Below are 22,618 nucleotides of genomic sequence, written 5' to 3'. Positions count from 1 at the left end.
GGCACGGGCGCTGTCGGCGGCGCCGGTTAGGCTGAGTACATGACCGTCACGCTCGCCCCCTTCCCGTGGACGGATGTCTGGGGGCAGGATGCCGCGGTCGAGACGCTGCGCGATGCGGCCGCTGATCCTGCGGCGCTGTCGCACGCATGGTTGATCACCGGGCCGCCCGGATCGGGGCGTTCGACGCTCGCGCATGCCTTCGCGGCGGCTCTCATCGCCTCCGGGCCCGATGACGAGCACACCATGCGCCAGGTCCTCGCAGGTACGCACCCCGATGTCACGGCTCTGCGCACCGATAAGGTCATCATCACGATCAAAGAGGCCCGTGCGCTGGTCGAGCGATCGTATTTCGCCCCTTCGGCGGGCCGGTACCGCGTGATCGTCGTCGAAGACGCCGATCGCATGGTCGAGCGCACGTCGAACGTGCTGCTCAAGGCGCTGGAGGAGCCGCCGGAGCGCACGGTGTGGGTGCTGTGCGCGCCGAGCGAAGCAGATCTCCTCCCGACGATCCGCTCCCGCGTGCGGCCGCTGCGCCTGCGCGAGCCCGACGTCGACGATGTCGCACGGCTCATCGTGCAGCGCACGGGCGCCGAACCGGGGATCGCCGAGCAGGCGGCGCGCCACGCTCAGCGGCACATCGGTATGGCGCAGCGCTTGGCGACGGATGAGGCGGCGCGCCGCCGCCGGGCGACGACCCTGCGCGCAGTGCTCGATGTCCGCGGCGTCGGCACCGCGGTGGAGACGGCGGGGGAGATCATCCAGGCGGCGACCGATGACGCGAAGGCCCTGACCGCCGAGCGAGATGCCGCCGAACGCGCGTCACTGCTGCGCACGGTGGGCATCGCCGAGGGACAGGCCGTGCCCCCGGCCGTCCGCTCACAGATCTCAGCGTTGGAAGACGACCAGAAGAAGCGCGCGACGCGCAGCCTTCGGGACGGGATCGACCGTGTGCTCACCGATCTGCAGTCGCTGTTCCGCGACGTCATGATGCTGCAGTACGGCCGCGGAGACGATCTGATCAACCGTGAGCTGAACACCGACCTTGCGGCGTTGGCCGCAGCCTGGCCCGTCGATCGAACGCTGATCGTGCTCGATCATCTGGCCGATACCCGCGAGTCCCTGGAGCGCAACGTCGCTCCGACGCTCGCGCTCGAGAGTTTGCTCGTGACCGTCGCGAGCGGGAGGAAACCGTGACCATGCGAAAGACGTCCCGCGGACGACGCCTCATCCCCATGATCGCCGGTCTGGCGGTGGCCACGGTCACCCTCAGCGGTTGCCTTTACGCGGCGATCCCCGAGCAGGCGCAGCCCGCGCCCTCCACGACGAAGGCGCCCGACACCGCGGGGGTCGCGGCTGATCTCTTGCCGTTCTACTCCCAGACGCTCGAGTGGACGAGCTGTGATGGCGGCGGGGTCGGCTTCGACTGCACGATGGTGACGGCGCCACTGGATTGGGAGAACCCCGCCGACGGCGAGATCGAACTGGCCGTCGTCAGGCACCAGGCGACGGGGTCTCCCATCGGGTCACTGCTGACCAACCCCGGTGGCCCGGGCGGCAGCGGACGAGATTTCATCCTCGACAGCCTCGGCTACGCCGTCGGGCAGGATCTGATCGACAACTACGACGTGATCGGCTTCGATCCGCGCGGTGTGGGGTCGTCGACGGCCGTGCGCTGCTTCGTTGCCGCCGAGATGGATGTGCACCTCTACGACATCCCGGAGGCTCCGCGGGGCAGCGACGAGTGGGAGGCCGAGCTCACGGAGCGCAATCAGGCGTTCGCTGAGGCCTGCGAGGCGAACAGCGACGGCATTCTGCCGTTCATCACAACGGTGAACTCCGCCCGCGATATGGATCTGCTGCGTGCGGTCCTGGGCGATGATGAGCTGAACTACCTCGGGTTCTCCTACGGCACATTCCTCGGCGCCACCTACGCGAACCTGTACCCCGAGAAGGCCGGGCGCCTCGTGCTCGATGGCGCGATCGATCCTTCCGTTCCCGGTCTCGAGGTCGGCACGACGCAGGCTCTCGGCTTCGAGTCGGCGCTGCGCGCGTATATGGAGGACTGCCTCGATTCCGGCGCGTGCCCGTTCAATGGCACGGTCGATGAGGCCATGGCCGATCTCGGCGCGCTGCTGGCGAGTGTGGAGCGCAGCCCCTTGAAGAACGGCGACGGCCGGATGCTCGGCGCGGACTCGCTCATGACGGCGATCATCGTGACGCTGTACTCGCAGGACAACTGGACGATCCTCACGCAGGGGCTCGAGGGCGTGCTGCAGGGCGACCCGTACATCGCCTTCTACCTCGCCGATGCCTATAACGGGCGTGAGGACGGCGTGTACCTCGACAACTCGACGGAGGCGTTCCTCGCCTACAACTGCGTGGACTATCCGTTGGAGGATGACACCGCGGCCGAAGATGCGGCGATGAAGAGGATCGAAGAGGGCGCGCCGACGATCGCTCCGTATTGGAGCGGCCCCGACACCTGCGCGGTCTGGTCGACTCCGCCGACGGGAACCCGCGATGAGATCCATGCGGCCGGAGCCGGCGAGATTCTCGTCATCGGCACGACCAATGACCCGGCGACTCCCTACGAGTGGTCGGTGGCGCTCGCCGAGCAGCTGGAGGGCGGCATCCTCATCACCCGCGTGGGAGAGGGGCACACCGGTTACAACAAGGGGAACGTCTGCGTCGACGAGGCCGTGGAGAGGTATCTCATCGACGGCATCAGTCCCGATGGTGACCTCATGTGCGACTGATTTCGCATTACGGCGTCGACAGGGTAATATTATTGATCGTGCCGCTAACGCGTCGCACGCCGCTTTAGCTCAGTCGGCAGAGCATTTCACTCGTAATGAAAAGGTCGTCAGTTCGATTCTGACAAGCGGCTCATGAGAAGGGGATCCGGGAAACCGGATCCCCTTCGTCGTTCCCGCGCACGGCGTACGCTCGAAGCATGACCAGCGCTCTTCTCCTCGTCGATCTGCATGACGAATCCATCGAGGAATCGTCATGAGCCGGAGCGTCCTGCTGCTGCGCGCCGTGAACGTCTCCGGACGCAACCTCGTGCCGATGGCGAAGCTCCGCGCGGTTCTGGGGGTCGAAAGCGGCTTGACGGGTGTCTCGACGTACATCGCCAGCGGGAACATCATCTGTGATTCGCCGGCGGATGCCACGGCGGCCTGTGCACGCGTGCGCGAAGTCATCGAACGGGAGTTCGATGTCGACACTCCGGTCATCGCGCGTACGCATGAGGAGCTCGTCGCTTCTGAGTCGACATCGCCGTTCCGCGACGGCGGGGAGAAGTCCGTGCACGCGATGTTCCTCGAGTCCGTCGCCGCCGAGGGGGCTTCGGGTGCGCTCGAGGGTCGGCTGCTCGCGGGGGAGAGGATCGCGTTGATCGGGCGGGATCTGTGGATCGACTACGGCGATGGTGGAGTCGGGCGCACCAAGCTCACGAAGGCCGTGCTCGATGGTGCTCTGCGCACACCGGGGACGGCTCGCAATCTGCGCACCGTGCGCACGCTGATCGAGCTGACGGCATGAGGGTGCATCCGGCGACGATCGCCGCAGCCGTTGATCATGAGCTCGTCATCAAGAAGTCCCGTTTCATCACCCACGTCGCGCCGGTGTCCTCGCCGGAGGACGCGGATGCGGTGATCGCGGCGATCAAGAAGCAGTACTGGGATGCCCGGCACAACTGCTCTGCGCAGGTGACGGGGGCGCTCGGCGACCGGGCGCGCTCCTCGGATGACGGCGAACCCTCGGGAACGGCCGGGGTGCCGATGCTGGAGGTGCTGCGGCGCCGCGAGCTGACGGATGTCGTGGCGGTCGTCACGCGCTACTTCGGAGGCATCAAGCTCGGCGCGGGCGGGCTCGTTCGCGCCTACTCCTCGGCGGTCTCCGAGACGCTGGATCTGGCGCGCCTCGTGGATCGCCGTGTTCTCGCCGAGGTCATCGTCTCGGTCGATCATGCGGATGCGGGCCGTTTCGACAACCTGCTGCGCGACTGGGTTCGCAACAACGACGCCGTGCTCGGAGAGCCCGACTACGCGGCACGCGCATCGTTCGCGGTGTGGGCGTCACCGGAATCGGTGCCGCTTCTACGCACGGATATCGCCGCGGCATCCGCCGGCGCCGTCGAAGCCGTCCCGACCGGGGAAGAGCGTCTGCTCGACGTTCCGCGGTGACGGAAACTGCTATAGCTCGATGCGCGCAGCTGCAGCAGATGAAGAAACAGCGGTGAGTCGCCAGGTCGAGCCTGCTCGCTCATAGGTGATGATCGCGTGACAGTTGCGGCATCGCACATCGCATTTTTCTATCTCTGCGGATACAGCCTGCAGACTGTATCCGTCGTGGACAAGTGTCATGACTGCGGCACGTTTCGTCTGTCCGGGGCGGTGATCGAAATCGAGCACGCGTATGTCTGCGTTACTGCAGTCGACGCAGGAATGTGATTGGAGATGCGTAAAGACGTAGTCCAGGTTCCGCCGGCGCTGCGCTGACGTTCGAGCGCGAATTACGCGCAGATGGTGCTCACGATTCTGCTGATGATAGGCACGGGAAGAGGCCCTGTTGCAACTACGGCAAACCTCTTGCAAGCCATCAGGGCGCGAGGTTTGCCGATTGAATTCGGAGAAGGATTTTTTCTGAGAACAGGTGCCGCACATCTTCATGCGAGCACCGTAACGCCAAGCACTGACGTCTTATGCGGTGGGCCCCATGGGGCTCGAACCCATGACCCGCGGATTAACATACCACTTCGGTTTTCACCGCCGTCCGGAGACGTTCGTGGTCTGGACTGTCCCTTCACCGTAGCTTTCGCTTTAGGTGCCACCCGTCCAGTCTCTACACCTTCCGGACTCGCGTCCGGCTTGGCTCGGGATTGCCATCTGGTTTACCAGGAAGGGTTCCCCGACTTTGAGTGGTGTCATCCCCGAGGTTTCCCCCGGGGCGCTCCTATTTTGTTGAAGTCCGATGCTCTGCCAACTGAGCTAGAGGCCCGCACGTTCAGTCTAGCCGGAGATCATGCCCGCTCGCGCCCGCCCGGCCGTGGGCGTGGGGGATGTGCCAGCGGAAGCGCAGCGACAGCACGCGGAACACGAAGACGACGACGGCCCCGATGAGCGCTGAGAACACGTTGGCGAGCGGGGTGAGCCAGATGGTTGCGACGATGATCGCCCCGAGGAACGCGGGGACGGCGTAGAGGTCGTCGGAGGTGAACAGCTGCGGGTCGCGGTTGGCGACGACATCCCGCAGCAGGCCGCCGCCCACACCGGTGGTGACCCCGAGCAGCACAGCGGCGACGGGGTTCATTCCGCTCTCGAGGGCTTTGATCGTGCCGGTGGTGCAGAACAGCGCCAGCCCGCCGGCGTCGAAGATCAGCAGCGGCCGGGAGTAGCGTTCGCTGCGGTGCGCGAAGAAGAAGACGAGGATGGCCGCGGCGACGGGGGCGATGAGGTGGATCGGCTTGTCGAACGCGACGGGCGGTGTGCCGATGATGAGGTCGCGGATGACTCCGCCGCCGAGCCCCGTGAGGCTGCCGAGCAGCAGCGATCCGACGATGTCATAGCCGCGGTGGGCCGCCAGCAGGCTGCCGGAGATGGCGAAGAAGAACGTTCCCAGCAGGTCGAGTGCCAGCGCCCAGGTCATGCGCACAGCCTAGTCATGGCAACGCAGAACGGGACGCCGCCGGCCGAAGCCGTGGCGTCCCGTATGGGAGCCTGCGTGTTTACTCTGCCGGCGGCATCAGGACCGTGTCGATGAGGTAAACGGTGGCGTTGGCGGTCTGGACGCCGCCGCAGATGACCATCGAGTCGTTGACCATCCACTCCTCGCCCGAACCGGTGACCTCGACATCTGCACCCTGCACGGTGGTGTGCGTGCCGGCGATGTCGGCGGGCTCGATCTGGCCGGGAACGACGTGGTAGGTGAGGATCGACGACAGCGTCTCGGTGTCGGTCTTCAGCGACTCGATCGTGGCTGCGTCGATCTTCCCGAAGGCGTCATCGACGGGGGCGAAGACGGTGAACTCGTCACCGTTGAGCGTGTCGACGAGGTTGACGTCGGGGTTGAGCTGGCCGCTGACGGCCGCGACGAGCGTGGTGAGCAGCGGGTTGTTGGATGCCGCGACGGCGACCGGGTCCTGGGACATCCCCATGATCGATCCGTCGCCCTCCGGGACGGTCTCGGCGTACGCCTCACAGCCGGGGCCGACGAGGTTCGCCGCCGGGTCCATCATGTCGGTGGCCTCTTCCGAGGCCTCCGGCATCGTGGAGTCCATCGGCTCCTCGGCGGTGTCGCCGCTCATGGAACAACCCGACAGCACGAGAACGCTCGCGAAGCCGAGCGACAGAGCTGCGGTGATCTTCTTCTTGGTGCTGAACATGTCTACCTCCGGATGCTTGCAGCCGCGGAATTCCCGCGGCGTCGATGATTCTTCGGAACCCCCGATCGATCGGATGGGAACTCGACGAAAAAACTTCTCGGCAATCCGATTCGACCTCCGGGAGCGAATGACCGTGTGACGGAAGGCGAGGACATGGACCTCATCATCATCGGACTGCTCGGCGGTCTCATCACGGGAATCTCGCCGTGCATCCTGCCGGTGCTCCCGGTCATCTTCCTCACGGGAGGCGCGCAGTCCGCGCGCTTCGACGGCGAGGCATTGCCAGCCCGGCGCAGCCGCCCCTATCTGGTGATCGCGGGCCTGGTGTTCAGCTTCACGCTGGTGACGCTGCTCGGATCGATCGTGCTGGGCCTGCTCAATCTGCCGCAGGACATCCTCCGCTGGGCGGGGATCATCGTGCTGATCGTGATCGGCGTCGGCCTTCTCATCCCGCGGTTCGAGCAGTTGCTGGAGAAGCCGTTCCAGTGGTTGCCGCGGAGAGAGGTGCAGAACCGCGGGACGGGCTTCGGCGTCGGCCTCGCCCTCGGAGCCGTATTCGTGCCCTGCGCCGGCCCCGTACTGGCCGCGATCATCGTGGCGGGGGCGACAGGTCAGATCGGCGTCGGCACCGTCCTTCTGACGGTGTCGTTCGCGATCGGCGTCGCGATCCCCTTGCTCGTCTTCGCGCTCGCCGGACGCGGTCTCGTCGAGCGCATCCGTGCCTTCCGCAGTCGTGAGCGGGGTCTGCGCATCACGGCGGGCATCGCGATGATCCTGCTCGCCGTGGGGCTCGTCTTCAACGTTCCGCAGATGCTGCAAAGGCTTCTCCCGGACTACACCGCGGGTATTCAGGAAGATCTCGCCGACAAGCAGGCGGATGCGCTGGATCTCGGTGGCCTCGTCACGGATGAGAACCGTGAACTGTCGAATTGCACGAATGGTGCCGAGGAGCTCGAAGCCTGCGGCACGGCCCCGAGCATCCGGGGGATCGAGCAGTGGCTGAATACATCCGATGGCGCGGGCATCGATCTCGACGAGCTGCGCGGACAGGTGGTGCTCATCGACTTCTGGGCGTACTCGTGCATCAACTGTCAGCGCTCCATCCCGCACGTCGTCGCCTGGGATGAGGCCTATCGCGACGCGGGGCTCCAGGTCATCGGCATCCACTCGCCCGAGTACGCCTTCGAGAAGGACGCCGGAAACGTCGCATCCGGCATCCGGGACTTTGGCATCGAATACCCCGTCGCGCTCGACAATCAGCTCTCGACCTGGACCAATTACCGCAACCGCTACTGGCCCGCCCACTACCTGATCGACGCCGAAGGAGTCGTGCGCCACATCTCCTTCGGAGAGGGCAATTACGCAGCGACCGAGAAGATGATCCGGGAGCTCCTGCAGGATGCCGACGCGACGGTCGACCTTCCTTCCTCCACCGATGTCGTCGATGAGACACCCGAGAGGGGAACGCTGACCCGCGAGACCTTCCTCGGCTCGTCGAAGGACGTCAACTACGGCGGCGACGACGGATACCGTGCCGGCACGGGCGACTTCGGCTTCCCCGATGAGCTCGCCATTGATGCCTTCGCGCTGGAGGGGCGATGGGAGATCGCCACCCAGTACGCGGAACCGACCGCGGCATCCGGCCGAATCCAGCTGAACTACCGTGCCGCGGAGGTGCGGATGGTGCTGGCGGGAAGCGGCGAGATCGTCGTCACGGGCGACGACGGCGAGACACGGAGGATCGCCGTCGACGGAGCACCGCGGTCCTATGAACTCCTCTCCCAGGACTCCCTCGGCGACGGAACGATCACCGTCGAGGTGCCCGCCGGCATCCAGGCCTACTCGTTCACGTTCGGATGATCCACGAACCGGCGCGTGCGCGCGCCCGAGGGAGATGATGCGGCATGCTTGTGGAGATGGTGATCGACGGCGTGGAGATGCCGGAGGACGGCACAGCGGGAGACCCCGTCGCCGACCTCCTCATCCGTGTCGCCACCGGCGATCAGACGGCCTTCGCCGAACTCTACGATCTGCTCTCCGCCCGTGTCTTCGGGCTCATCCTGCGCGTGCTCGTCAACCGCTCCCAGAGCGAAGAAGTGCTGCAGGAGGTCTTCCTCGAGATCTGGCAATCCGCCGGGCGCTTCGCTCCGAACAGAGGACAGGGACGCACCTGGGTCCTCACCATCGCACACCGGCGGGCCGTGGACCGTGTGCGGGCATCTCAGTCGAGCACCGACCGCGACATCCGCATCGGCATCCGCGATGTCGGCGTCGCCCATGACAGCGTCGCCGAGCAGGTGGAGCTCAGCCTCGAGGGCGAACGGGTCGTCGCGGCATTGGGGGCCCTGCCCGAGGCCCAGCGCGAAGCGATCGTGCTCGCCTACTACGGCGGTTACAGTCAGAGCGAGATCGCCGTCCTCACGGGCGCTCCGCTGGGAACCATCAAGACACGCATGAGAGACGGACTCTCGAGACTTCGCAACGAAATGGGGGTGAACGCATGAACGAGAAGGAATTCTCCGAGTTGGCCGCCGGCCGCGCGCTGAACGCGCTGTCGGATGCTGATCATCAGCGCTTCACGGACGCCCTCCGTGCGCACCCCGAGTGGTCGGCGATGCTCGAGCACGACCGCGAGACTGCTGCAGCTCTTGCCTCGAGCGCCGCCGCAGAGACACCGCCGCCGGCTTTGCGCGCAGCGCTTCTTGCCGAAATCGCGTCGACGGCTCAGGGGGAGGCGGAACCGGAGGGCGCTCCCGCCGCACCCGTCTCGAAGACCGCTTCTTCCACCGGCCGACCGAAGCGCCGCAACCGTGCGCTCTTCGCGCTCGCCGCAGCCGTGGTTCTCATCGCCGGTATCGGGATCGGCAGCGCGGTGCTCCTCCCACAGCTCACCGCCCCGGCATCCGTCGTCGCGCTGCAGGAGATCGAAGCGGCATCCGATGCGCAGCAGGTCACGGTCGAGCTCGAATCCGGCGCCCGGGCGACCGCGCACTGGTCCACGACGGTGGGCAATGCGGTGCTCGTCACCGACGGCCTCGACGACCTCGACGAAGGCCTGACCTACGAGCTCTGGTTCGTGCGCGGCGAGCAGCCGATCGCCGCGGGCGTGTTCGATCCCGACGCCGGGAGCGCGACCGCGCTGCTGGAAGGCGAGATGCACGCAGGCGACGTCATTGCCGTGACGGTCGAACAGGACGGCGGGTCTCCCGACGGACAGCCCACGACCGATCCGGTGATCGTCATCCCGACCGCCTGATCGGCGAGTAGCCTGGACGGATGCCCGAGCAGTTCCATCGCCCCGTCCGCCGCCCCTCGGCGTCCTTCGACAAGCTCGTCGGCGCGCGCGACTCGGCGGAGACGGCACGGGTCGCTCATGCCACAGCATCCGCTCTGCTCGCCCGTGCTCGCGCCGACGAGAGCGGGGAGAGCACCCGGCGACTGATCGCCTTCACCGCCGAGCACGGGATCGACGACATCGCCGAGCTCTGGGCGAGCGCCCCGGGCATCTCGCTTCCGGGTGCGTTGTGGCGGCTGTATCTGCTGCAGCTGTCGATCCACAACGACCCCGCCACCTCAGCGCTGCTTTACGAGCGCGGGCGCAACGAGCTCGCCTCGGCCGATGCCGTCATCGCCGGAGCGCCGATGCCCGCGTCTCCCGAGGAGATCGTCGCCCTGATCGACACGATCCTGCGCGGCGTCTTCCAGGGGGACTTCGCGGTCGCGCTCGAACGCGCCGCGGCATTCTGCCGCGTGCAGGTGTCGGGCGCCACGCACATCGCCGACGACTACGAGATGACGGAGCCCGAGCGTGCGAGTGAGCTGACTGCACGGGCGCGACGGCTGCACAGCTATTCCGGCGATCTCGCGGCGGCCGCGGGCCTCTGGCGCGTCGGCGATCTCGCCTGAGCGAGGCCTCCGCAGCATCCGCGCCCGGAGAGGGAAAGACCGGGCCGCAATAAACGCCTCTCGGCGGAAGGCCGCTCGCAGCGGCAGAATTTGGAGCCCGGGGTTATGCGGCCCGGCCACTCAATTGTAACGTGCTGCGGCACGCGCTATTCCCACCGCCCGGCTTCCCCGTAGAGTCGGGCGCATGGCACAGCGCTTCGCCCTCATCATCGCGCCCGTCGACGCCGCTGATCCGCGCGATGATTTCTCCGAGACGTTCTCGGTCATCGATCCGGAAGCTCCGGCCCTCAGCGTGGGTGAGTTGAGCACGCAGCGCGGCGATGGGGTGTTCGAGACGATCGGCGTGATCGATGCGCACCCGCAGGAGGTCGTCCCGCACCTGGAGCGGCTGGCGAACTCGGCGCGGCTGTGCGACCTTCCCCTGCCGAATCGTGAGCAGTGGCGGCAGGCGATCGCCATGGCCGCCGCCCAGTGCCCGCCGGGGGAAGCCACGATCAAGCTCATCCTCAGCCGAGGTGTGGAGCACGGTCCGACCCCGACCGCCTGGGTCACCACGGGGCCGGCCTCGGACTTCTCTGCCGTGCGCGCCGCCGGCGTGCGTGTCGTCACTCTCGACCGAGGGTATTCGCTCGATGTCGCCGAACGTGCGCCCTGGCTCCTGCTCGGTGCGAAGACGCTGTCGTACGCCGTCAACATGGCGGCACTGCGTGAAGCGCGCCGCCGCGCCGCCGATGACGCGATCTTCCTCTCCAGCGACGGATTCGTCCTGGAGGCGCCGACGGCGTCATTGATCCTGCGGTACGGGGACCGCTTCGTGACGCCGGCGCCGAGCGGCGGCATCCTGCATGGGACGACGCAGCTCAGTGCTTTCGAATTCCTGACCGAGCGGGGCGTCGAAACCGGCTATGAGAGGATCCCGGCATCCGCGCTCGGCGAAGCCGATGCCGCCTGGCTCGTCTCCAGCGTCCGCCTCGCTGTCGCGGTGACCGCCATCGACGGCCATCCGCTCCCGGTCGATGCCGCTCTCACGGCCGAGCTCAACGGATATCTGCTCTCGCCGCGCGACTGACCGCCGGGCTCAGCCGAAGCGGCCGGAGACGTAGTCCTCGGTCGCCTGCACGCTGGGGGTCGTGAAGATCGTGGAGGTGTCGTCGTACTCGATGAGCTTGCCCGGCTTGCCGGTGCCCGCGATGTTGAAGAACGCGGTGCGATCCGAGACGCGCGAGGCCTGCTGCATGTTGTGGGTGACGATGACGACCGTGTACTCGTTCTTCAGCTCGCCGATCAGCTCTTCGATCGCATAGGTCGAGATGGGGTCCAGGGCCGAGCAGGGCTCGTCCATGAGGATCACCTCGGGGGAGACGGCGATCGCACGGGCGATGCACAGACGCTGCTGCTGACCGCCCGAGAGGCCGGAGCCGGGGCGGTCGAGGCGGTCCTTGACCTCGTTCCACAGGTTCGCTCCGGTGAGCGCCTTCTCGACGAGCGCGTCCTGGTCGCTCTTGGCCATGCGGCGGTTGTTGAGCTTGACCCCGGCGAGCACGTTCTCCTTGATCGACATGGTCGGGAAGGGGTTCGGGCGCTGGAAGACCATTCCCACCTGGCGGCGGACGAGCACCGGGTCGACGCCGGGGCCGTAGAGGTCCTTGCCATCGAGGAGGACTTCGCCCTGCACGCGGGCACCGGGGATGACCTCGTGCATACGGTTCAGGGTGCGCAGGAAAGTGGACTTTCCGCAGCCGGACGGACCGATGAACGCGGTGACGCTGCGCGGCTGGATGTCGAGGGAGACGCCTTCGACGGCGAGGAAGTCGCCGTAGTAGACGTTGAGGTCGTTGACTTCGATGCTCTTGGACATGTGCGGTCTCTTTTCGGGTCGGAACGGCTCAGCGGCCGGAGGTCTTCGGGGCGAACCACTTGGCGATCAGACGCGCGGCGAGGTTCAGCACCATGACGATCAGGATCAGGGTGAGGGCGGACGCCCAGGCGCGGTCGAGCGCGGCCCCGGGGTTCGTGCCCTGGTTCATGTACTGGTTGTAGGCGAACACCGGCAGCGTCATCATCTGCCCGTTGAAGATGTTGGTGTTCATGCTCATGGTGAATCCGGCGGTGAGCAGCAGGGGTGCGGTCTCGCCGATGACGCGGGAGATCGAGAGCATGACGGAGGTCATGATGCCGGCGATCGACGTGGGCAGGACGACCTTGAGGATCGTCAGCCACTTCGGCACGCCGAGTGCATAGGATGCTTCGCGCAGCTCGTTCGGAACGATCTTCAGAAGCTCTTCGCTACCGCGGACGACCACCGGGGTCATGAGCACGGCGAGGGAGAGGGCGCCCATGATGCCCATGGAGATGCCGGGGCGGAAGAGCAGCGAGAAGACGGCGTAGATGAACAGGCCCGCCACGATCGAGGGGATGCCGGTCATCACATCGACGAAGAACGTGATGCCGCGGGCGAGCTTGCCGCGGCCGTACTCGACGAGGTAGATCGAGGTCATGAGCCCGACCGGCACCGAGATGACGGCGGCGGTGAGGGTGATGAGCACGGTGCCCCAGATGGCGTGCACGATGCCGCCGCCCTCGCCGACGACGTTGCGCATGGAGAAGGAGAAGAACTCGGCGTCGAAGCGGTGCAGGCCGTTCGTGACCACGGTCCACAGCAGCGAGACCAGCGGCAGCAGGGCGATGAGGAAGGCGGTGGCGACGAGCGCCGTCATCAGCCGGTCGACGGCCTTGCGACGGCTCTCGGCGATCGCCGAGGTGACGGTGACGAGCACCATGTAGATGAGGATGCCGACGATCGAGGCGCCGACGATGTTGAAATCGGCGAGGTCTTCGCCGATGCTCGCGACGCCGAAGACGGCGAAGGAGATGACGAAGGATGCCAGCAGCAGGGCCCACGGGGCCCACTTCGGCAGGCGGCCGGAGGTGAGGGATGCGGAGGCGGGGACGGTGATGACGGTCATGTCAGTTCGCTCCGGAGAACTCGGCACGGCGGGCGACGATCCAGCGTGCGAGGGCGTTGACCGCGAAGGTCACGATGAACAGGATGAGGCCGGTGGCGATCAGCGTGTTGACGCCGGTGCCGTGCGCTTCGGGGAAGGCGAGCGCGATGTTCGCGGGGATCGGCGTGGGGTTCGTGGCGGTGAGGACGAGGAAACTGACCACGGCCGAGGGCGAGAGCACCATCGTCACGGCCATCGTCTCGCCGAGAGCGCGGCCGAGGGCGAGCATGGCGGCGGAGACCATTCCGCCGCGGGCGAAGGGGAGCACGGCCATGCGGATCATCTCCCAGCGTGTCGCGCCGAGGGCGAGGGCGGCTTCCTCGTGCAGCGTCGGGGTCTGCAGGAAGACCTCACGGCAGATGGCGGTCATGATCGGGATGCACATGACGGCGAGGACGAGCGCCGCGGTCATGATCGTCTTCCCGGTGGAGGAGACCTGCCCCTGGAAGAAGGGGATCCAATCGGCGTTCTTGTTGAGCCACGCGTAGACGGGCTGCAGCATCGGCGCCAGGACGAGCCCGCCCCACAGGCCGAAGACGACGGAGGGCACCGCGGCGAGCAGGTCGATGATGTAGCCCAGCAGCGAGGCGAGGCGGCGCGGCGCGTAGTGCGAGATGAACAGCGCGATGCCGATCGAGATCGGCGCTGCGATGAGGATCGCCATGAACGAGGCCCACAGCGTTCCGAATACGAGCGGCCACACATAGCTGAGGAACGACTCGCCCCGCAGGATGTGGTTGTCGCTCGTGTCGATCTGGAATGCCGGCAGGCTCTGGATGATCAGGAACGTCGCAACGGCGGCGAGCACGATGAGGATGACGATCCCGGCCCCCAGAGCGGTGCCGGAGAACACGCGGTCGCCGAGGCGCTTCTTGGCCTGGATCGGCGCGGGTGGATCTGTCAGCGCGGGCGGCGCCTGCTCGGTCGTGCTCATGGTCTCCCTGTCTCGGGCGGAAGAGTGCGGATGGATCGGATCGGGTGTAGCGGCCGTGCTCGTGAATGCCCCCGCGTCACGGTGGACGCGGGGGCATTCACGTCAGAGGACGGTCATCAACCTGCCTGGATCAGGTCGACCGCGGCGATGACCTGCTCGCGCAGACCATCGGAGATCGGGGCGTTGCCGGCGTTCTCCTCGGCTGCGGCCTGTCCCTCGGCGCTGACGACGTAGCTGAAGTACTCCTTGACGAGCTCTCCGGTGTTCGCATCGTCGTACTGCTCGCAGGCGATCAGGTAGCTGACGAGTGCGATCGGGTAGGCGCCGCCGGTCGCTGCTGCGGGGTCGACGTCGAACACGAGGTCGCCGGCGCCGCGGCCTTCTGCGAGCGGGGAGTTCTCCACCAGCTTGGATGCCGCATCGGCGGAGTAGGCGACGTACTCGCCGTCGACCTCGACGTGGACCTGGCCGAGGTCGCCGACCTGCGAGGCGTCCGCGAAGCCGATCGCACCGTTGCCGGCGGTGATGGCCTGGACGACCCCGGAGGTGCCCTGGGCGGCTTCGCCGCCGGAGATGGGCCACTCGTCGGAGACCTCATAGGTCCAGACCTCGGGTGCGGCGGAGGCGAGGTAGGTGGTGAACGTCTCCTGCGTGCCCGAGGGGTCGGAGCGGTGCACGGGCGAGATCGCCAGATCGGGGAGCGTCGCGTCGGGGTTCTGCTCCGCGATGGCGCTGTCGTTCCAATTGGCGATCGTGCCGGCGAAGATGCTCGCGATGGTGTTCGCGTCGAGGTTGAGCGTGTCGACTCCGTCGATGTTGAACGCGAGGGCTACGGGGGAGATGTAGGCGGGGATCTCGACGATGTCGTCGGTGGTGCAGGCGCCGAAGCCGCCGGCGGCGATCTCGTCGTCGTTGAACGCGCGGTCGGAGCCGATGAAGTCGCTGCCGCCCTCGAGGAAGTTCTCGCGGCCGGTGCCGGATCCGGTGGGTTCGTAGTTGACGGTGACACCCGTGTGGGCGGTCTGGAATGCGGCGACCCAGGCCTCCTGGGCGGCGGCCTGCGAGGAGGCGCCGGTCGCGTCGATGGTGCCGGAGAGCGTCGAGCCGTTGCCCTCGTCGGTCGAGCCACCGGTCGAGCCGCCTTCGTTCGCGGCGCAGCCGGCGAGCGCGAGAGCGGCGACGGCGCCGATGGCGCCGATACGTGCGATTCGGGAGATCTTCACTGTGGATCCTTCGATCGTGGATGGTTGGGCCCGGTGCAGGGCACACAGTGACGCTAAGCGCGACGGTTAACGAGACTCTCCCGTGCAGGTAAACGGAAGGTGAACGGGGAGCGAACCGTCAGATCTTGGGAACGTGCGTTTCGATGGAGATGATGCCGGAGCCCGGGTTGGTCGATGACAGGTGGACGACCGAGAATGCGGCCAGATCCAGGGCTGAGGCGCTGCCGAGGTAGGAGCCGTGCATCGTGCCGGTCGCCAGGGCGATCTCGGAGAGGATGCCGGGGAGCACCGGTCCGTGACTGCACAGAACGGCGGGCTTGCGGGATCGTACGCGCTTGCCGATGACGCTGCGGATGTCGGCGACGCCGTCCTCCCAGGCGTCCTGGCTGATGTTCTCCGTCAGCACGGGTTCCCGCTTTAGCGCTTTCGCGAGCGGAGCGATCGTCTGCTGGCAGCGTTCGGCGTCGCTGGTGATGATCCGACGAACGCCGAATGCACGCAGGGGCGCCACGATGGCGCGCGCCTGCTTCTGTCCGCGTTCGATGAGCGGACGCGACGCATCCGACCGATCCCACTCCGAGCGGGACACAGCCTTCGCATGGCGCAGCGCGATCAGGGGGAACGTGTGCAGCACACCGTCGTCGACGAGCCGCTCGAACTCGTCGAGGATCTCGAGGTCGACCGGATAGCTCAAGAGCTTTCGGGCCTTCTTCAGCCCGACCCACTCCAATGCGGCGATCTCGCTGTTGGGAACGAAGCTCGACGCCCGGATGGCCTTCTCCGTGGCTTCGGCGGCCCAATAGTGAACGACCTTCTGTCGCTTCGGGCGCATGAAGTAGCGGCTCACACCGACGGGAACTCCGAGGTTCACCCGGATGCCGGTTTCTTCGAGCACCTCGCGCACCGCGGTCTGCGCGAGCATCTCGCCCGGGTCGACCTTGCCTTTCGGGAGGGTCACATCGCGGTACTTCGTCCGGTGGATCAGCAGGATCCGCAGTTTTCCCTCGACCAGGCGCCACACCACGGCGCCGGCGGCGTAGACGGCCTTGTCGTCGTTCATCTTCAGGGTCGTGGCCGTCATCGCACCGAGCGGGATCGGCGCCGGCGCCGGATCTGATTCATGGTCTTGTCCTGCAGGTCGATGAGCGGGTTTCCTTCGGAGTCCTCCGAGTGGCGCGTCCAGACGCCGCCCTCGCCGAGATGCCACGAATCGGTGCGGTCGTCCATGGCGAGGTCGAAGAACGCCAGCAGTTCGGCGATGTGCGCGGGGTCGGTGACGCGTACCAGAGCCTCAACCCGTCGATCGAGGTTGCGGTGCATCATGTCGGCACTGCCGATGTAGGCCTGCGGGTCGCCGTCGCCGCCGAAGGCGAAGATGCGCGAGTGCTCGAGGTAGCGCCCCAGGATGCTGCGCACGGTGATGTTGTCGCTCACACCGGGCAGGTCCACGCGCAGGCTGCAGATGCCGCGCACCCACACATCGACCTTCACCCCGGCCTGGCTGGCCCGGTACAGCGCGTCGATGATCTCCTCATCGACCATCGAGTTGACCTTGATGCGGATGCGCGCGGGCTTGCCGGCCTCGGCGATCTTGCGCTCGGCGTTGATGAGGCGCAGCAGGCCCTTGCGCAGGTGCAGCGGTGCGACGAGGAGACGCTTGAACTTCTTCTCGATCGCATAGCCGCTGAGCTCGTTGAACAGACGGGTGAGGTCCTTGCCGACCTGCGCATCGGCGGTGAACAGGCCGAAGTCCTCGTAGACCCGGCTGGTCTTGGGGTTGTAGTTTCCTGTCCCGACGTGGGAATAGTGGCGCAGCATGCCCTCCTCCTCGCGGATGACGAGGGCGAGCTTGCAGTGGGTCTTGAGGCCGACGAGCCCGTAGACGACGTGGACTCCGGCCTTTTCGAGCTTGCGCGCCCAGACGATGTTGTTCGCCTCGTCGAAGCGGGCCTTGACCTCGACGAGCGCGAGGACCTGCTTGCCGGCCTCAGCGGCGTCGATCAGCGCCTGCACGACGGGGCTGTCTCCGGAGGTGCGGTACAGGGTCTGCTTGATGGCGAGGACGTGCGGGTCGCGCGCTGCCTGTTCGAGGAAGGCCTGCACGCTCGTCGCGAACGACTCGTACGGGTGGTGCACGAGCACGTCGCTCTTGCGGATCGCGGCGAAGATGTCTGCGCGGGTGCTTGATCCCGCCGGCTGGAACGGCAGGGCCGTCGTGGGCAGGTGCGGGGGATAGCGCAGATCGGGGCGATCGACCTTCGACAGGGAGAACAGGGCGCGAAGATCGAGCGGTCCGGGGAGGCGGTAGACCTCCTGATCCGTGATGTCGAGCTCGGTGATCAGCAGATCGAGCGTGACATCATCCATGTCGTCGGTGATCTCGAGGCGGATCGGCGGACCGAAACGGCGCCGGAGGAGCTCGGCTTCGAGGGCCTGGATGAGGTTCTCGCTTTCATCCTCCTCGATCTCCACATCTTCGTTGCGGGTGAGGCGGAACGCGTGGTGGTCGAGCACCTCCATGCCGGGGAACAGGTCGTCGAGATGGTTGGAGAGCAGATCTTCCAGCGGGAGGAAGCGCTTGATCTCGCTGGTGCCGGGAACCTCGACGAGGCGCGGCAGCATCGCGGGCACCTTGAGTCGCGCGAACTCCTGGCGCCCGGTGCGGGCGTTGCGGATGCGGATGGCGAGGTTCAGCGACAGCCCGGAGATGTAGGGGAAGGGGTGCGCGGGGTCGACCGCCAGCGGCATGAGCACGGGGAAGACGTGCAGCTGGAAGTACTCGGTCAGGGCGCTGCGCTCGCTGTCGCTGAGCGCATCCCATTCGGAGATCTCGATCCCGGCATCCGCGAGTGCCGGGCGGACGAGATCGGTCCACGCGGCGGCATGGCGCAGCTGCAGAGCGTGCGCCTCGCGGGAGATATCGGCGAGCACGTCCGAGGGGGAGCGGCCGACGTTGGTCGGCACTGCGAGGCCGGTGAGGATGCGGCGCTTGAGGCCCGCGACGCGCACCATGAAGAACTCGTCGAGGTTGCTGGCGAAGATCGCCAGGAAGTTCGCCCTCTCCAGCTCGGGGAGCGAGGGGTCCTCGGCGAGCTCGAGAACCCGCTGGTTGAACGCCAGCCAGCTCACCTCGCGGTCGTGGTAGCGGTGATCCGGCAGCATCGAATCCGGCTTCTCGACGGCATCGAAGTCATCATCCTCGGCGTCGCCGAGTCCGGCGTCAGGGAAAGCGGGATCGATCATGCACTACATCTTGTCACCGGAGCGCGACGAGCGGGTGAATGAGATGCGACGGTTCAGCGCACCGGCGCGGGCGTCTGCTCGTCGTCGTAGACGTTGAAACGGTAGCCGACGTTGCGGACCGTGCCGATGATCTGCTCCTGATCGCCGAGTTTGGCGCGCAGACGGCGCACGTGGACGTCGACCGTGCGGGTGCCGCCGAAGTAGTCGTAGCCCCATACCTCGCTGAGCAGCTGTTCCCGGGTGAACACCCGAGAAGGGTGGGTGGCGAGGAAGTGCAGGAGCTGGAACTCCTTGTAGGTGAGGTCGAGAGGTTTGCCGTGAAGCTTCGCCGAATAGGACTGCTCGTCGATCGTGACGCCGGATGCCTGCACCCGGGCCGGAGCGGAGCTCTCGGCGCTGCGTGCCAGGGCGAGGCGGATGCGCGCATCGGTCTCGGCGGGGCCCGCATCGGCGAGCAGCACATCGTCGATGCCCCAGTCCCCGGAGACCGCGCTCATACCGCCCTCCGTGACCGCGAGGATCAGAGGCGCGTCCTGCCCTGTCGTGCGCAGCAGCTTGCACAAGGACTTCGCTGCGGCGAGATCTGTGCATCCGTCGACGATGACGATGTCGCTCTCGGGCGCGCTGACGAGCTGAGCCGGTTCTGCGGGGATCTGGCGCACGTGATGGCTGAGCAGCTCGAGCGCGGGAAGCACCCGTTTCGCGGGCGCGGGTGTCAGAACCAGGATCAGTGCCATGCGCACTCCTTCCCGGCGACGGATCCGGCGCCCTGAGCGGCGTTCGGGTACGGCGCCGTGGGCCCATGATATCGATCCCGAGAACCCGACTCGACGTCGCTGGGGCTGGTTCTGCGTCGGATGAGTAACAATGGAGTCATGTCCGAACCCGCACTCGCGCCGCGCAACCCTCTCATCGGCGTGGTCGCCGTCTGGGGTGCGGCGCTCATCGCTGCGATCGCCATCGGGGTCTTCGTGCCTGAGACATGGCGCATGCAGTGGCTGATCGTCGGCTTCGGCGGAGCCGTGCTGTTGTCCTTCGTGGTGCAGCTCGCGCACGGGCAGACGTCGGGCTTCATCTTCCGGACGGCGGCGAGCGTGACCGGCTCCCTCCTCCTGCTCGGCATCGTCTCCGCGGCCTTCGGGCTCGTCGCTCTGATCCCGGTCTGAGACGCGCACGGCCGAGAGGGGTAGAGTGGTGGCCATGGACCTCGTCGCTCTCGAATTCTTCTTCATCGGCCTGCTCGGTCTTGCAAGTCTCGCGATCGTTTTCGTGGCCGGTGTCGTGCTGCGCAACCTGTTCCGCGGCCAGCGCTGATCCGAGTCTGCCGTGCTCGAAATCCCCACCGATCTCCCCGCTGATCTCGCTCCGCTGAGCTGGCTCATCGGCGTCTGGGAGGGCTCCGGTGTGATCGACTACACCGCCGGCGACCAGCGGTATCAGGGCGAGTTCACGCATCGCGTGAGCTTCAGCCATGACGGTGCGGGCTATCTGAACTATTCGGCCACGGCGACGCAGACCTCCTCCGGTGCTCCGGATGAGGCCGTCGAGGTGTCGATCCCCCTCGTAGCCGAGACGGGGTTCTGGCGCCTGGCACGTCCGGCCGAGGCGACGGATGCCGGACCGGCGCTGCTTCCCGCCGTGGAGTCCGCGGCGGCGCGGACCGTCGACGACGTCGAGGCGCTGCGCGCAGCATCCGGCGGGTTCCCGATCGAAGTCTCGATCGCGCATTCCGACGGCGTGCTCGAGCTGTACATCGGCGAGATCAACGGCCCGCGCATCGACATCGGCAGCGACGCCATCGTCAGCCCGCCCGCGGGCAAGGCCTATGGCGCAGCCAGCCGCATGTACGGACTGGTCGACGGGCACCTCCTGTGGGCCTGGGACATCGCGGCGGTCGGCGGAGCGATGTCTTCGCACGCCTCTGCGCGCCTGGCCCGGGTCTGACATGACTCTTCTCGATTCCTTCGCCGCACGTCCGGCGGCCGTGGTCGCCGACGGCGTCCTCGCCCATCTCGGCGATCCCCTGCGCGAACAGCGCGATCTCGCGCGCGGATCCGCGGTGGCACTGCTGGGCGATCGCGCGGTCATCGAGGTCTCCGGCGAGGATCGTCTCAGCTGGTTGGACTCGGTCACCTCTCAGTCCGTCGCGCGCCTGCGCGCCGGCGACAGCACGGAGCTCCTCGTGCTCGATCCGCAGGGGCGCGTCGAGCACGCCGCCGGCGTGCTCGAAGACGGAGCCTCTGTCTGGCTCATCGCCGACGCTGAGGATGCCCCGGGGCTGAGCACCTGGCTCGGCCGCATGGTGTTCCGCTCGCGGGTGACGGTGACGCCGCGCCCCGATCTCGAGCTCCTCGGCTTCTTCTCCGGAGGCGACGCCGAGCCTGTTGTGAGAGGGGCCGCCGCGTCGCCGAACGGCACGCCGCTGGTGTGGGCCGACCCCTGGGTTGCCGTCCAGGCCGGAGGTCATCAGTATTCCGCCGCCGCCGACCATCCGGCTGCCGAGTACGCGTGGCGTGTGGCGATCGTCGGCGCGGAGGCCGAGGCATCCGCTGTGTCTGATCTCCCCGTCGCCGGACTGCTCGCCGCCGAGGCGCTGCGCGTCGCCGCGTGGCGTCCGCGCTGGTCGGCCGAGGTCGATGAGCGGTCGTTGCCGCACGAGGCCGATTGGATCCGCAGCGCGGTGCACCTGAACAAGGGCTGCTACCGCGGGCAGGAGACGGTCGCGAAGGTGCACAACCTCGGGCATCCGCCGCGCCGTCTGGCGGCTCTGCACCTCGATGGCAGCGATGCCGTGCTGCCCGAGCGGGGTGCGCCGGTGTTCGCCGGCGAATCCGAGGTCGGCAGCATCACATCGGTGGCACGCCATTACGAGGACGGCCCGATCGCTTTGGCGATCCTGTCGCGACGTGCGCCGACCGGCGATCTGACGGTGCGTATCGACGGCGTCGAGATCTCCGCAGCGCAGCAGGTCATCGTCCCGGCTGATGCGGGAGCCGTCGCCGACGTGCCGCGTCTGACGCGTCTCTCGCGTCGCCCGGAGGGCCAGGACCCCCGCAAGGCCTGAGCTGCTCGCATCGCTCGGGTCGGTGGGAATCCGCTCAAAGAGGGCGGACGGCATCCCACGGCACGGTGAGCTCGCCGAGGCGCCAGCGGCGCGGACCACCGAGAACCGGCCACCCGGCATCGCGCACCGCGCGGACCGTCGCGAGGAAGCGCTGGGTCGCCCCGAAGGCAGACAGCGCGGCGGAGCGGTCCCACTCGCGGTCGAGAGCCGTGAGCAGATCGTGGATGCGCTCACCCGGCACGTTGCGGTGGATGAGTGCCTTCGGGAGGCGTTCGGCGACGATCCCCGGATGCTCGAGCTCGGCGAGGCGCAAGGAGATCGTGAACCGCAGAGGCTCGGCGGCGGAGGAGACGTCGACCCAACTGGCGATGCGGCCGATCTCGTCGCACGTGCCCTCGAACAGCATCCCGCCGGGGGCGAGGCGCGCGCTCATCGACCGCCAGGCGTCGGCGACGTCGGACTCGTCGTACTGGCGGAGAACGTTCATCGCGCGGATCGCGGCCGGCCGGCGATCTGCGGTGAGAGGCACCTCGAAACCACCACGGGAGAAGGCGACCCGCAGGTCGGGGGAGAACGGGGTTCGGCCCGCGCGGATGTCCTCGAGCTGCGCGGACGCGGTCGCGACGCGTGCCGGGTCGAGTTCGAAGCCGATCACCTCGGCGTCCGTCCGCACCTTCGAAAGGCGCGTCGCCAGCTCGAACGCGGTGACGCCGCTGGCCCCGTACCCGAGGTCGATCACGAGTGGGTCAGCGGCCCGGAGGAAAGCGTCGGATGCGGCGATCCACCGGTCGTTGCGGCGAAGCCGATTTGTTCCCGTGGTGCCTCGGGTGGGGTGTCCGAGGGGAGATGACGCCATGC

At 67.2% G+C, this 22,618-nt stretch carries 22 protein-coding genes and 1 tRNA gene; 13 read left to right on the top strand and 10 right to left on the bottom strand.

What is annotated here, in order from left to right:
• Positions 1-39: 39 nt before the first annotated feature.
• The 5 genes from Q0Z66_RS05920 to Q0Z66_RS05900 all read left to right on the top strand — a co-directional run bounded on the left by Q0Z66_RS05920 (position 40) and on the right by Q0Z66_RS05900 (position 4,187).
• The gene (locus tag Q0Z66_RS05920; protein ID WP_298038894.1) at positions 40-1,194 is read left to right on the top strand and encodes a DNA polymerase III subunit delta'; all 1,155 of its coding nucleotides are present in this window, start codon (positions 40-42) and stop codon (positions 1,192-1,194) included.
• 2 nt (positions 1,195-1,196) lie between these two features.
• On the top strand, positions 1,197-2,756 hold the full coding sequence (locus Q0Z66_RS05915) for an alpha/beta hydrolase (RefSeq protein WP_298038891.1): 1,560 nt from the start codon (positions 1,197-1,199) through the stop codon (positions 2,754-2,756).
• Positions 2,757-2,814: 58 nt separating this feature from the next.
• Positions 2,815-2,887 (top strand) — tRNA-Thr (locus Q0Z66_RS05910).
• Positions 2,888-3,009: 122 nt separating this feature from the next.
• A complete protein-coding gene (locus Q0Z66_RS05905; RefSeq protein ID WP_298038889.1) occupies positions 3,010-3,543 on the top strand; it encodes a DUF1697 domain-containing protein in 534 nt (177 codons plus the stop codon).
• Entirely contained in the window at positions 3,540-4,187 is a 648-nt protein-coding gene (locus tag Q0Z66_RS05900; protein ID WP_298038887.1) for a YigZ family protein, read from the top strand. The genes Q0Z66_RS05905 and Q0Z66_RS05900 overlap by 4 nt, the downstream gene beginning before the upstream one ends.
• Positions 4,188-5,007: 820 nt before the next feature.
• Here Q0Z66_RS05900 and Q0Z66_RS05895 read toward each other — a convergent pair.
• Both Q0Z66_RS05895 and Q0Z66_RS05890 read right to left on the bottom strand, forming a co-directional pair.
• Positions 5,008-5,649, bottom strand: a complete 642-nt coding sequence (locus Q0Z66_RS05895) for a TRIC cation channel family protein (protein WP_298038884.1) — start codon at positions 5,647-5,649, stop codon at positions 5,008-5,010.
• A 79-nt stretch (positions 5,650-5,728) separates the two neighbouring features.
• Complete coding sequence (locus tag Q0Z66_RS05890; protein WP_298038883.1) at positions 5,729-6,385, bottom strand: fasciclin domain-containing protein; 657 nt, start codon at positions 6,383-6,385, stop codon at positions 5,729-5,731.
• Between the two features lie 153 nt (positions 6,386-6,538).
• Between Q0Z66_RS05890 and Q0Z66_RS05885 the strand changes: the two genes are divergently transcribed.
• The 5 genes from Q0Z66_RS05885 (at position 6,539) to Q0Z66_RS05865 (ending at position 11,360) form a co-directional block, all read left to right on the top strand.
• A complete protein-coding gene (locus Q0Z66_RS05885) occupies positions 6,539-8,245 on the top strand; it encodes a cytochrome c biogenesis protein DipZ (protein ID WP_298038881.1) in 1,707 nt (568 codons plus the stop codon).
• A gap of 44 nt (positions 8,246-8,289) precedes the next feature.
• Positions 8,290-8,889 (top strand): ECF RNA polymerase sigma factor SigK, encoded by a 600-nt coding sequence (sigK, locus tag Q0Z66_RS05880; RefSeq protein WP_298038879.1) that lies wholly within the window; start codon positions 8,290-8,292, stop codon positions 8,887-8,889.
• Positions 8,886-9,641, top strand: coding sequence for an anti-sigma factor (locus tag Q0Z66_RS05875; protein ID WP_298038876.1), 756 nt, complete (start codon positions 8,886-8,888; stop codon positions 9,639-9,641). Before sigK ends, Q0Z66_RS05875 begins: the two co-directional genes overlap by 4 nt.
• A gap of 20 nt (positions 9,642-9,661) precedes the next feature.
• Positions 9,662-10,291 carry a DNA-directed RNA polymerase subunit beta gene (locus Q0Z66_RS05870; RefSeq protein WP_298038873.1) on the top strand — a complete coding sequence of 210 codons (630 nt, stop codon included), beginning with the start codon at positions 9,662-9,664 and terminating at the stop codon, positions 10,289-10,291.
• 184 nt (positions 10,292-10,475) lie between these two features.
• Positions 10,476-11,360 (top strand): aminodeoxychorismate lyase, encoded by an 885-nt coding sequence (locus Q0Z66_RS05865; RefSeq protein ID WP_298038870.1) that lies wholly within the window; start codon positions 10,476-10,478, stop codon positions 11,358-11,360.
• 9 nt (positions 11,361-11,369) lie between these two features.
• On the opposite strand, the gene pstB is transcribed toward Q0Z66_RS05865, so the two are convergent.
• The 7 genes from pstB to Q0Z66_RS05830 all read right to left on the bottom strand — a co-directional run bounded on the left by pstB (position 11,370) and on the right by Q0Z66_RS05830 (position 19,433).
• On the bottom strand, positions 11,370-12,149 hold the full coding sequence (gene pstB / locus Q0Z66_RS05860; RefSeq protein WP_298038867.1) for a phosphate ABC transporter ATP-binding protein PstB: 780 nt from the start codon (positions 12,147-12,149) through the stop codon (positions 11,370-11,372).
• 28 nt (positions 12,150-12,177) lie between these two features.
• Positions 12,178-13,257, bottom strand: a complete 1,080-nt coding sequence (gene pstA, locus Q0Z66_RS05855) for a phosphate ABC transporter permease PstA (protein WP_298038864.1) — start codon at positions 13,255-13,257, stop codon at positions 12,178-12,180.
• 1 nt (position 13,258) lies between these two features.
• Entirely contained in the window at positions 13,259-14,230 is a 972-nt protein-coding gene (gene pstC / locus Q0Z66_RS05850; protein WP_298038862.1) for a phosphate ABC transporter permease subunit PstC, read from the bottom strand.
• A 116-nt stretch (positions 14,231-14,346) separates the two neighbouring features.
• Positions 14,347-15,453: a phosphate ABC transporter substrate-binding protein PstS gene (locus tag Q0Z66_RS05845; RefSeq protein WP_298038860.1), complete on the bottom strand. Its 1,107-nt coding sequence runs from the start codon at positions 15,451-15,453 to the stop codon at positions 14,347-14,349.
• A 118-nt stretch (positions 15,454-15,571) separates the two neighbouring features.
• Entirely contained in the window at positions 15,572-16,534 is a 963-nt protein-coding gene (locus tag Q0Z66_RS05840; RefSeq protein WP_298038858.1) for an NUDIX hydrolase, read from the bottom strand.
• Complete coding sequence (locus Q0Z66_RS05835; RefSeq protein WP_298038854.1) at positions 16,531-18,696, bottom strand: RNA degradosome polyphosphate kinase; 2,166 nt, start codon at positions 18,694-18,696, stop codon at positions 16,531-16,533. Before Q0Z66_RS05835 ends, Q0Z66_RS05840 begins: the two co-directional genes overlap by 4 nt.
• 53 nt (positions 18,697-18,749) lie before the next feature.
• A complete protein-coding gene (locus Q0Z66_RS05830; protein WP_298038850.1) occupies positions 18,750-19,433 on the bottom strand; it encodes a response regulator transcription factor in 684 nt (227 codons plus the stop codon).
• 138 nt (positions 19,434-19,571) lie between these two features.
• On the opposite strand from Q0Z66_RS05830, the gene Q0Z66_RS05825 reads away from it, so the two are divergent.
• The 3 genes from Q0Z66_RS05825 to Q0Z66_RS05815 all read left to right on the top strand — a co-directional run bounded on the left by Q0Z66_RS05825 (position 19,572) and on the right by Q0Z66_RS05815 (position 21,760).
• A complete protein-coding gene (locus Q0Z66_RS05825) occupies positions 19,572-19,862 on the top strand; it encodes a hypothetical protein (protein ID WP_298038848.1) in 291 nt (96 codons plus the stop codon).
• 160 nt (positions 19,863-20,022) lie between these two features.
• Positions 20,023-20,640 (top strand): FABP family protein, encoded by a 618-nt coding sequence (locus Q0Z66_RS05820; RefSeq protein WP_298038846.1) that lies wholly within the window; start codon positions 20,023-20,025, stop codon positions 20,638-20,640.
• Between the two features lies 1 nt (position 20,641).
• Positions 20,642-21,760, top strand: a complete 1,119-nt coding sequence (locus Q0Z66_RS05815) for a glycine cleavage T C-terminal barrel domain-containing protein (RefSeq protein ID WP_298038844.1) — start codon at positions 20,642-20,644, stop codon at positions 21,758-21,760.
• Positions 21,761-21,794: 34 nt separating this feature from the next.
• Here the strand turns inward: Q0Z66_RS05815 and Q0Z66_RS05810 are convergent, their stop codons facing one another.
• The gene (locus Q0Z66_RS05810) at positions 21,795-22,616 is read right to left on the bottom strand and encodes a class I SAM-dependent methyltransferase (RefSeq protein WP_298038841.1); all 822 of its coding nucleotides are present in this window, start codon (positions 22,614-22,616) and stop codon (positions 21,795-21,797) included.
• Between the last annotated feature and the right edge of the window lie 2 nt (positions 22,617-22,618).

Origin of the sequence: uncultured Microbacterium sp., from assembly GCF_947632095.1 — a bacterium.
Taxonomy (GTDB): domain Bacteria; phylum Actinomycetota; class Actinomycetes; order Actinomycetales; family Microbacteriaceae; genus Microbacterium.
Note: the sequence above shows the minus strand (reverse complement) of the source record. Positions and strands in the feature narration are given on the sequence as shown.

What these genes read in the sequence shown, in the direction of transcription:
- Q0Z66_RS05920 (WP_298038894.1), top strand. Translation starts at nt 40, where the DNA reads ATGACCGTCACGCTCGCCCCCTTCCCGTGGACGGATGTCTGGGGGCAG.
- Q0Z66_RS05915 (WP_298038891.1), top strand. Translation starts at nt 1,197, where the DNA reads ATGCGAAAGACGTCCCGCGGACGACGCCTCATCCCCATGATCGCCGGT.
- Q0Z66_RS05905 (WP_298038889.1), top strand. Translation starts at nt 3,010, where the DNA reads ATGAGCCGGAGCGTCCTGCTGCTGCGCGCCGTGAACGTCTCCGGACGC.
- Q0Z66_RS05900 (WP_298038887.1), top strand. Translation starts at nt 3,540, where the DNA reads ATGAGGGTGCATCCGGCGACGATCGCCGCAGCCGTTGATCATGAGCTC.
- Q0Z66_RS05895 (WP_298038884.1), bottom strand. Translation starts at nt 5,649, where the DNA reads ATGACCTGGGCGCTGGCACTCGACCTGCTGGGAACGTTCTTCTTCGCC.
- Q0Z66_RS05890 (WP_298038883.1), bottom strand. Translation starts at nt 6,385, where the DNA reads ATGTTCAGCACCAAGAAGAAGATCACCGCAGCTCTGTCGCTCGGCTTC.
- Q0Z66_RS05885 (WP_298038881.1), top strand. Translation starts at nt 6,539, where the DNA reads ATGGACCTCATCATCATCGGACTGCTCGGCGGTCTCATCACGGGAATC.
- sigK (WP_298038879.1), top strand. Translation starts at nt 8,290, where the DNA reads ATGCTTGTGGAGATGGTGATCGACGGCGTGGAGATGCCGGAGGACGGC.
- Q0Z66_RS05875 (WP_298038876.1), top strand. Translation starts at nt 8,886, where the DNA reads ATGAACGAGAAGGAATTCTCCGAGTTGGCCGCCGGCCGCGCGCTGAAC.
- Q0Z66_RS05870 (WP_298038873.1), top strand. Translation starts at nt 9,662, where the DNA reads ATGCCCGAGCAGTTCCATCGCCCCGTCCGCCGCCCCTCGGCGTCCTTC.
- Q0Z66_RS05865 (WP_298038870.1), top strand. Translation starts at nt 10,476, where the DNA reads ATGGCACAGCGCTTCGCCCTCATCATCGCGCCCGTCGACGCCGCTGAT.
- pstB (WP_298038867.1), bottom strand. Translation starts at nt 12,149, where the DNA reads ATGTCCAAGAGCATCGAAGTCAACGACCTCAACGTCTACTACGGCGAC.
- pstA (WP_298038864.1), bottom strand. Translation starts at nt 13,257, where the DNA reads ATGACCGTCATCACCGTCCCCGCCTCCGCATCCCTCACCTCCGGCCGC.
- pstC (WP_298038862.1), bottom strand. Translation starts at nt 14,230, where the DNA reads ATGAGCACGACCGAGCAGGCGCCGCCCGCGCTGACAGATCCACCCGCG.
- Q0Z66_RS05840 (WP_298038858.1), bottom strand. Translation starts at nt 16,534, where the DNA reads ATGACGGCCACGACCCTGAAGATGAACGACGACAAGGCCGTCTACGCC.
- Q0Z66_RS05835 (WP_298038854.1), bottom strand. Translation starts at nt 18,696, where the DNA reads ATGATCGATCCCGCTTTCCCTGACGCCGGACTCGGCGACGCCGAGGAT.
- Q0Z66_RS05830 (WP_298038850.1), bottom strand. Translation starts at nt 19,433, where the DNA reads ATGGCACTGATCCTGGTTCTGACACCCGCGCCCGCGAAACGGGTGCTT.
- Q0Z66_RS05825 (WP_298038848.1), top strand. Translation starts at nt 19,572, where the DNA reads ATGTCCGAACCCGCACTCGCGCCGCGCAACCCTCTCATCGGCGTGGTC.
- Q0Z66_RS05815 (WP_298038844.1), top strand. Translation starts at nt 20,642, where the DNA reads ATGACTCTTCTCGATTCCTTCGCCGCACGTCCGGCGGCCGTGGTCGCC.
- Q0Z66_RS05810 (WP_298038841.1), bottom strand. Translation starts at nt 22,616, where the DNA reads ATGGCGTCATCTCCCCTCGGACACCCCACCCGAGGCACCACGGGAACA.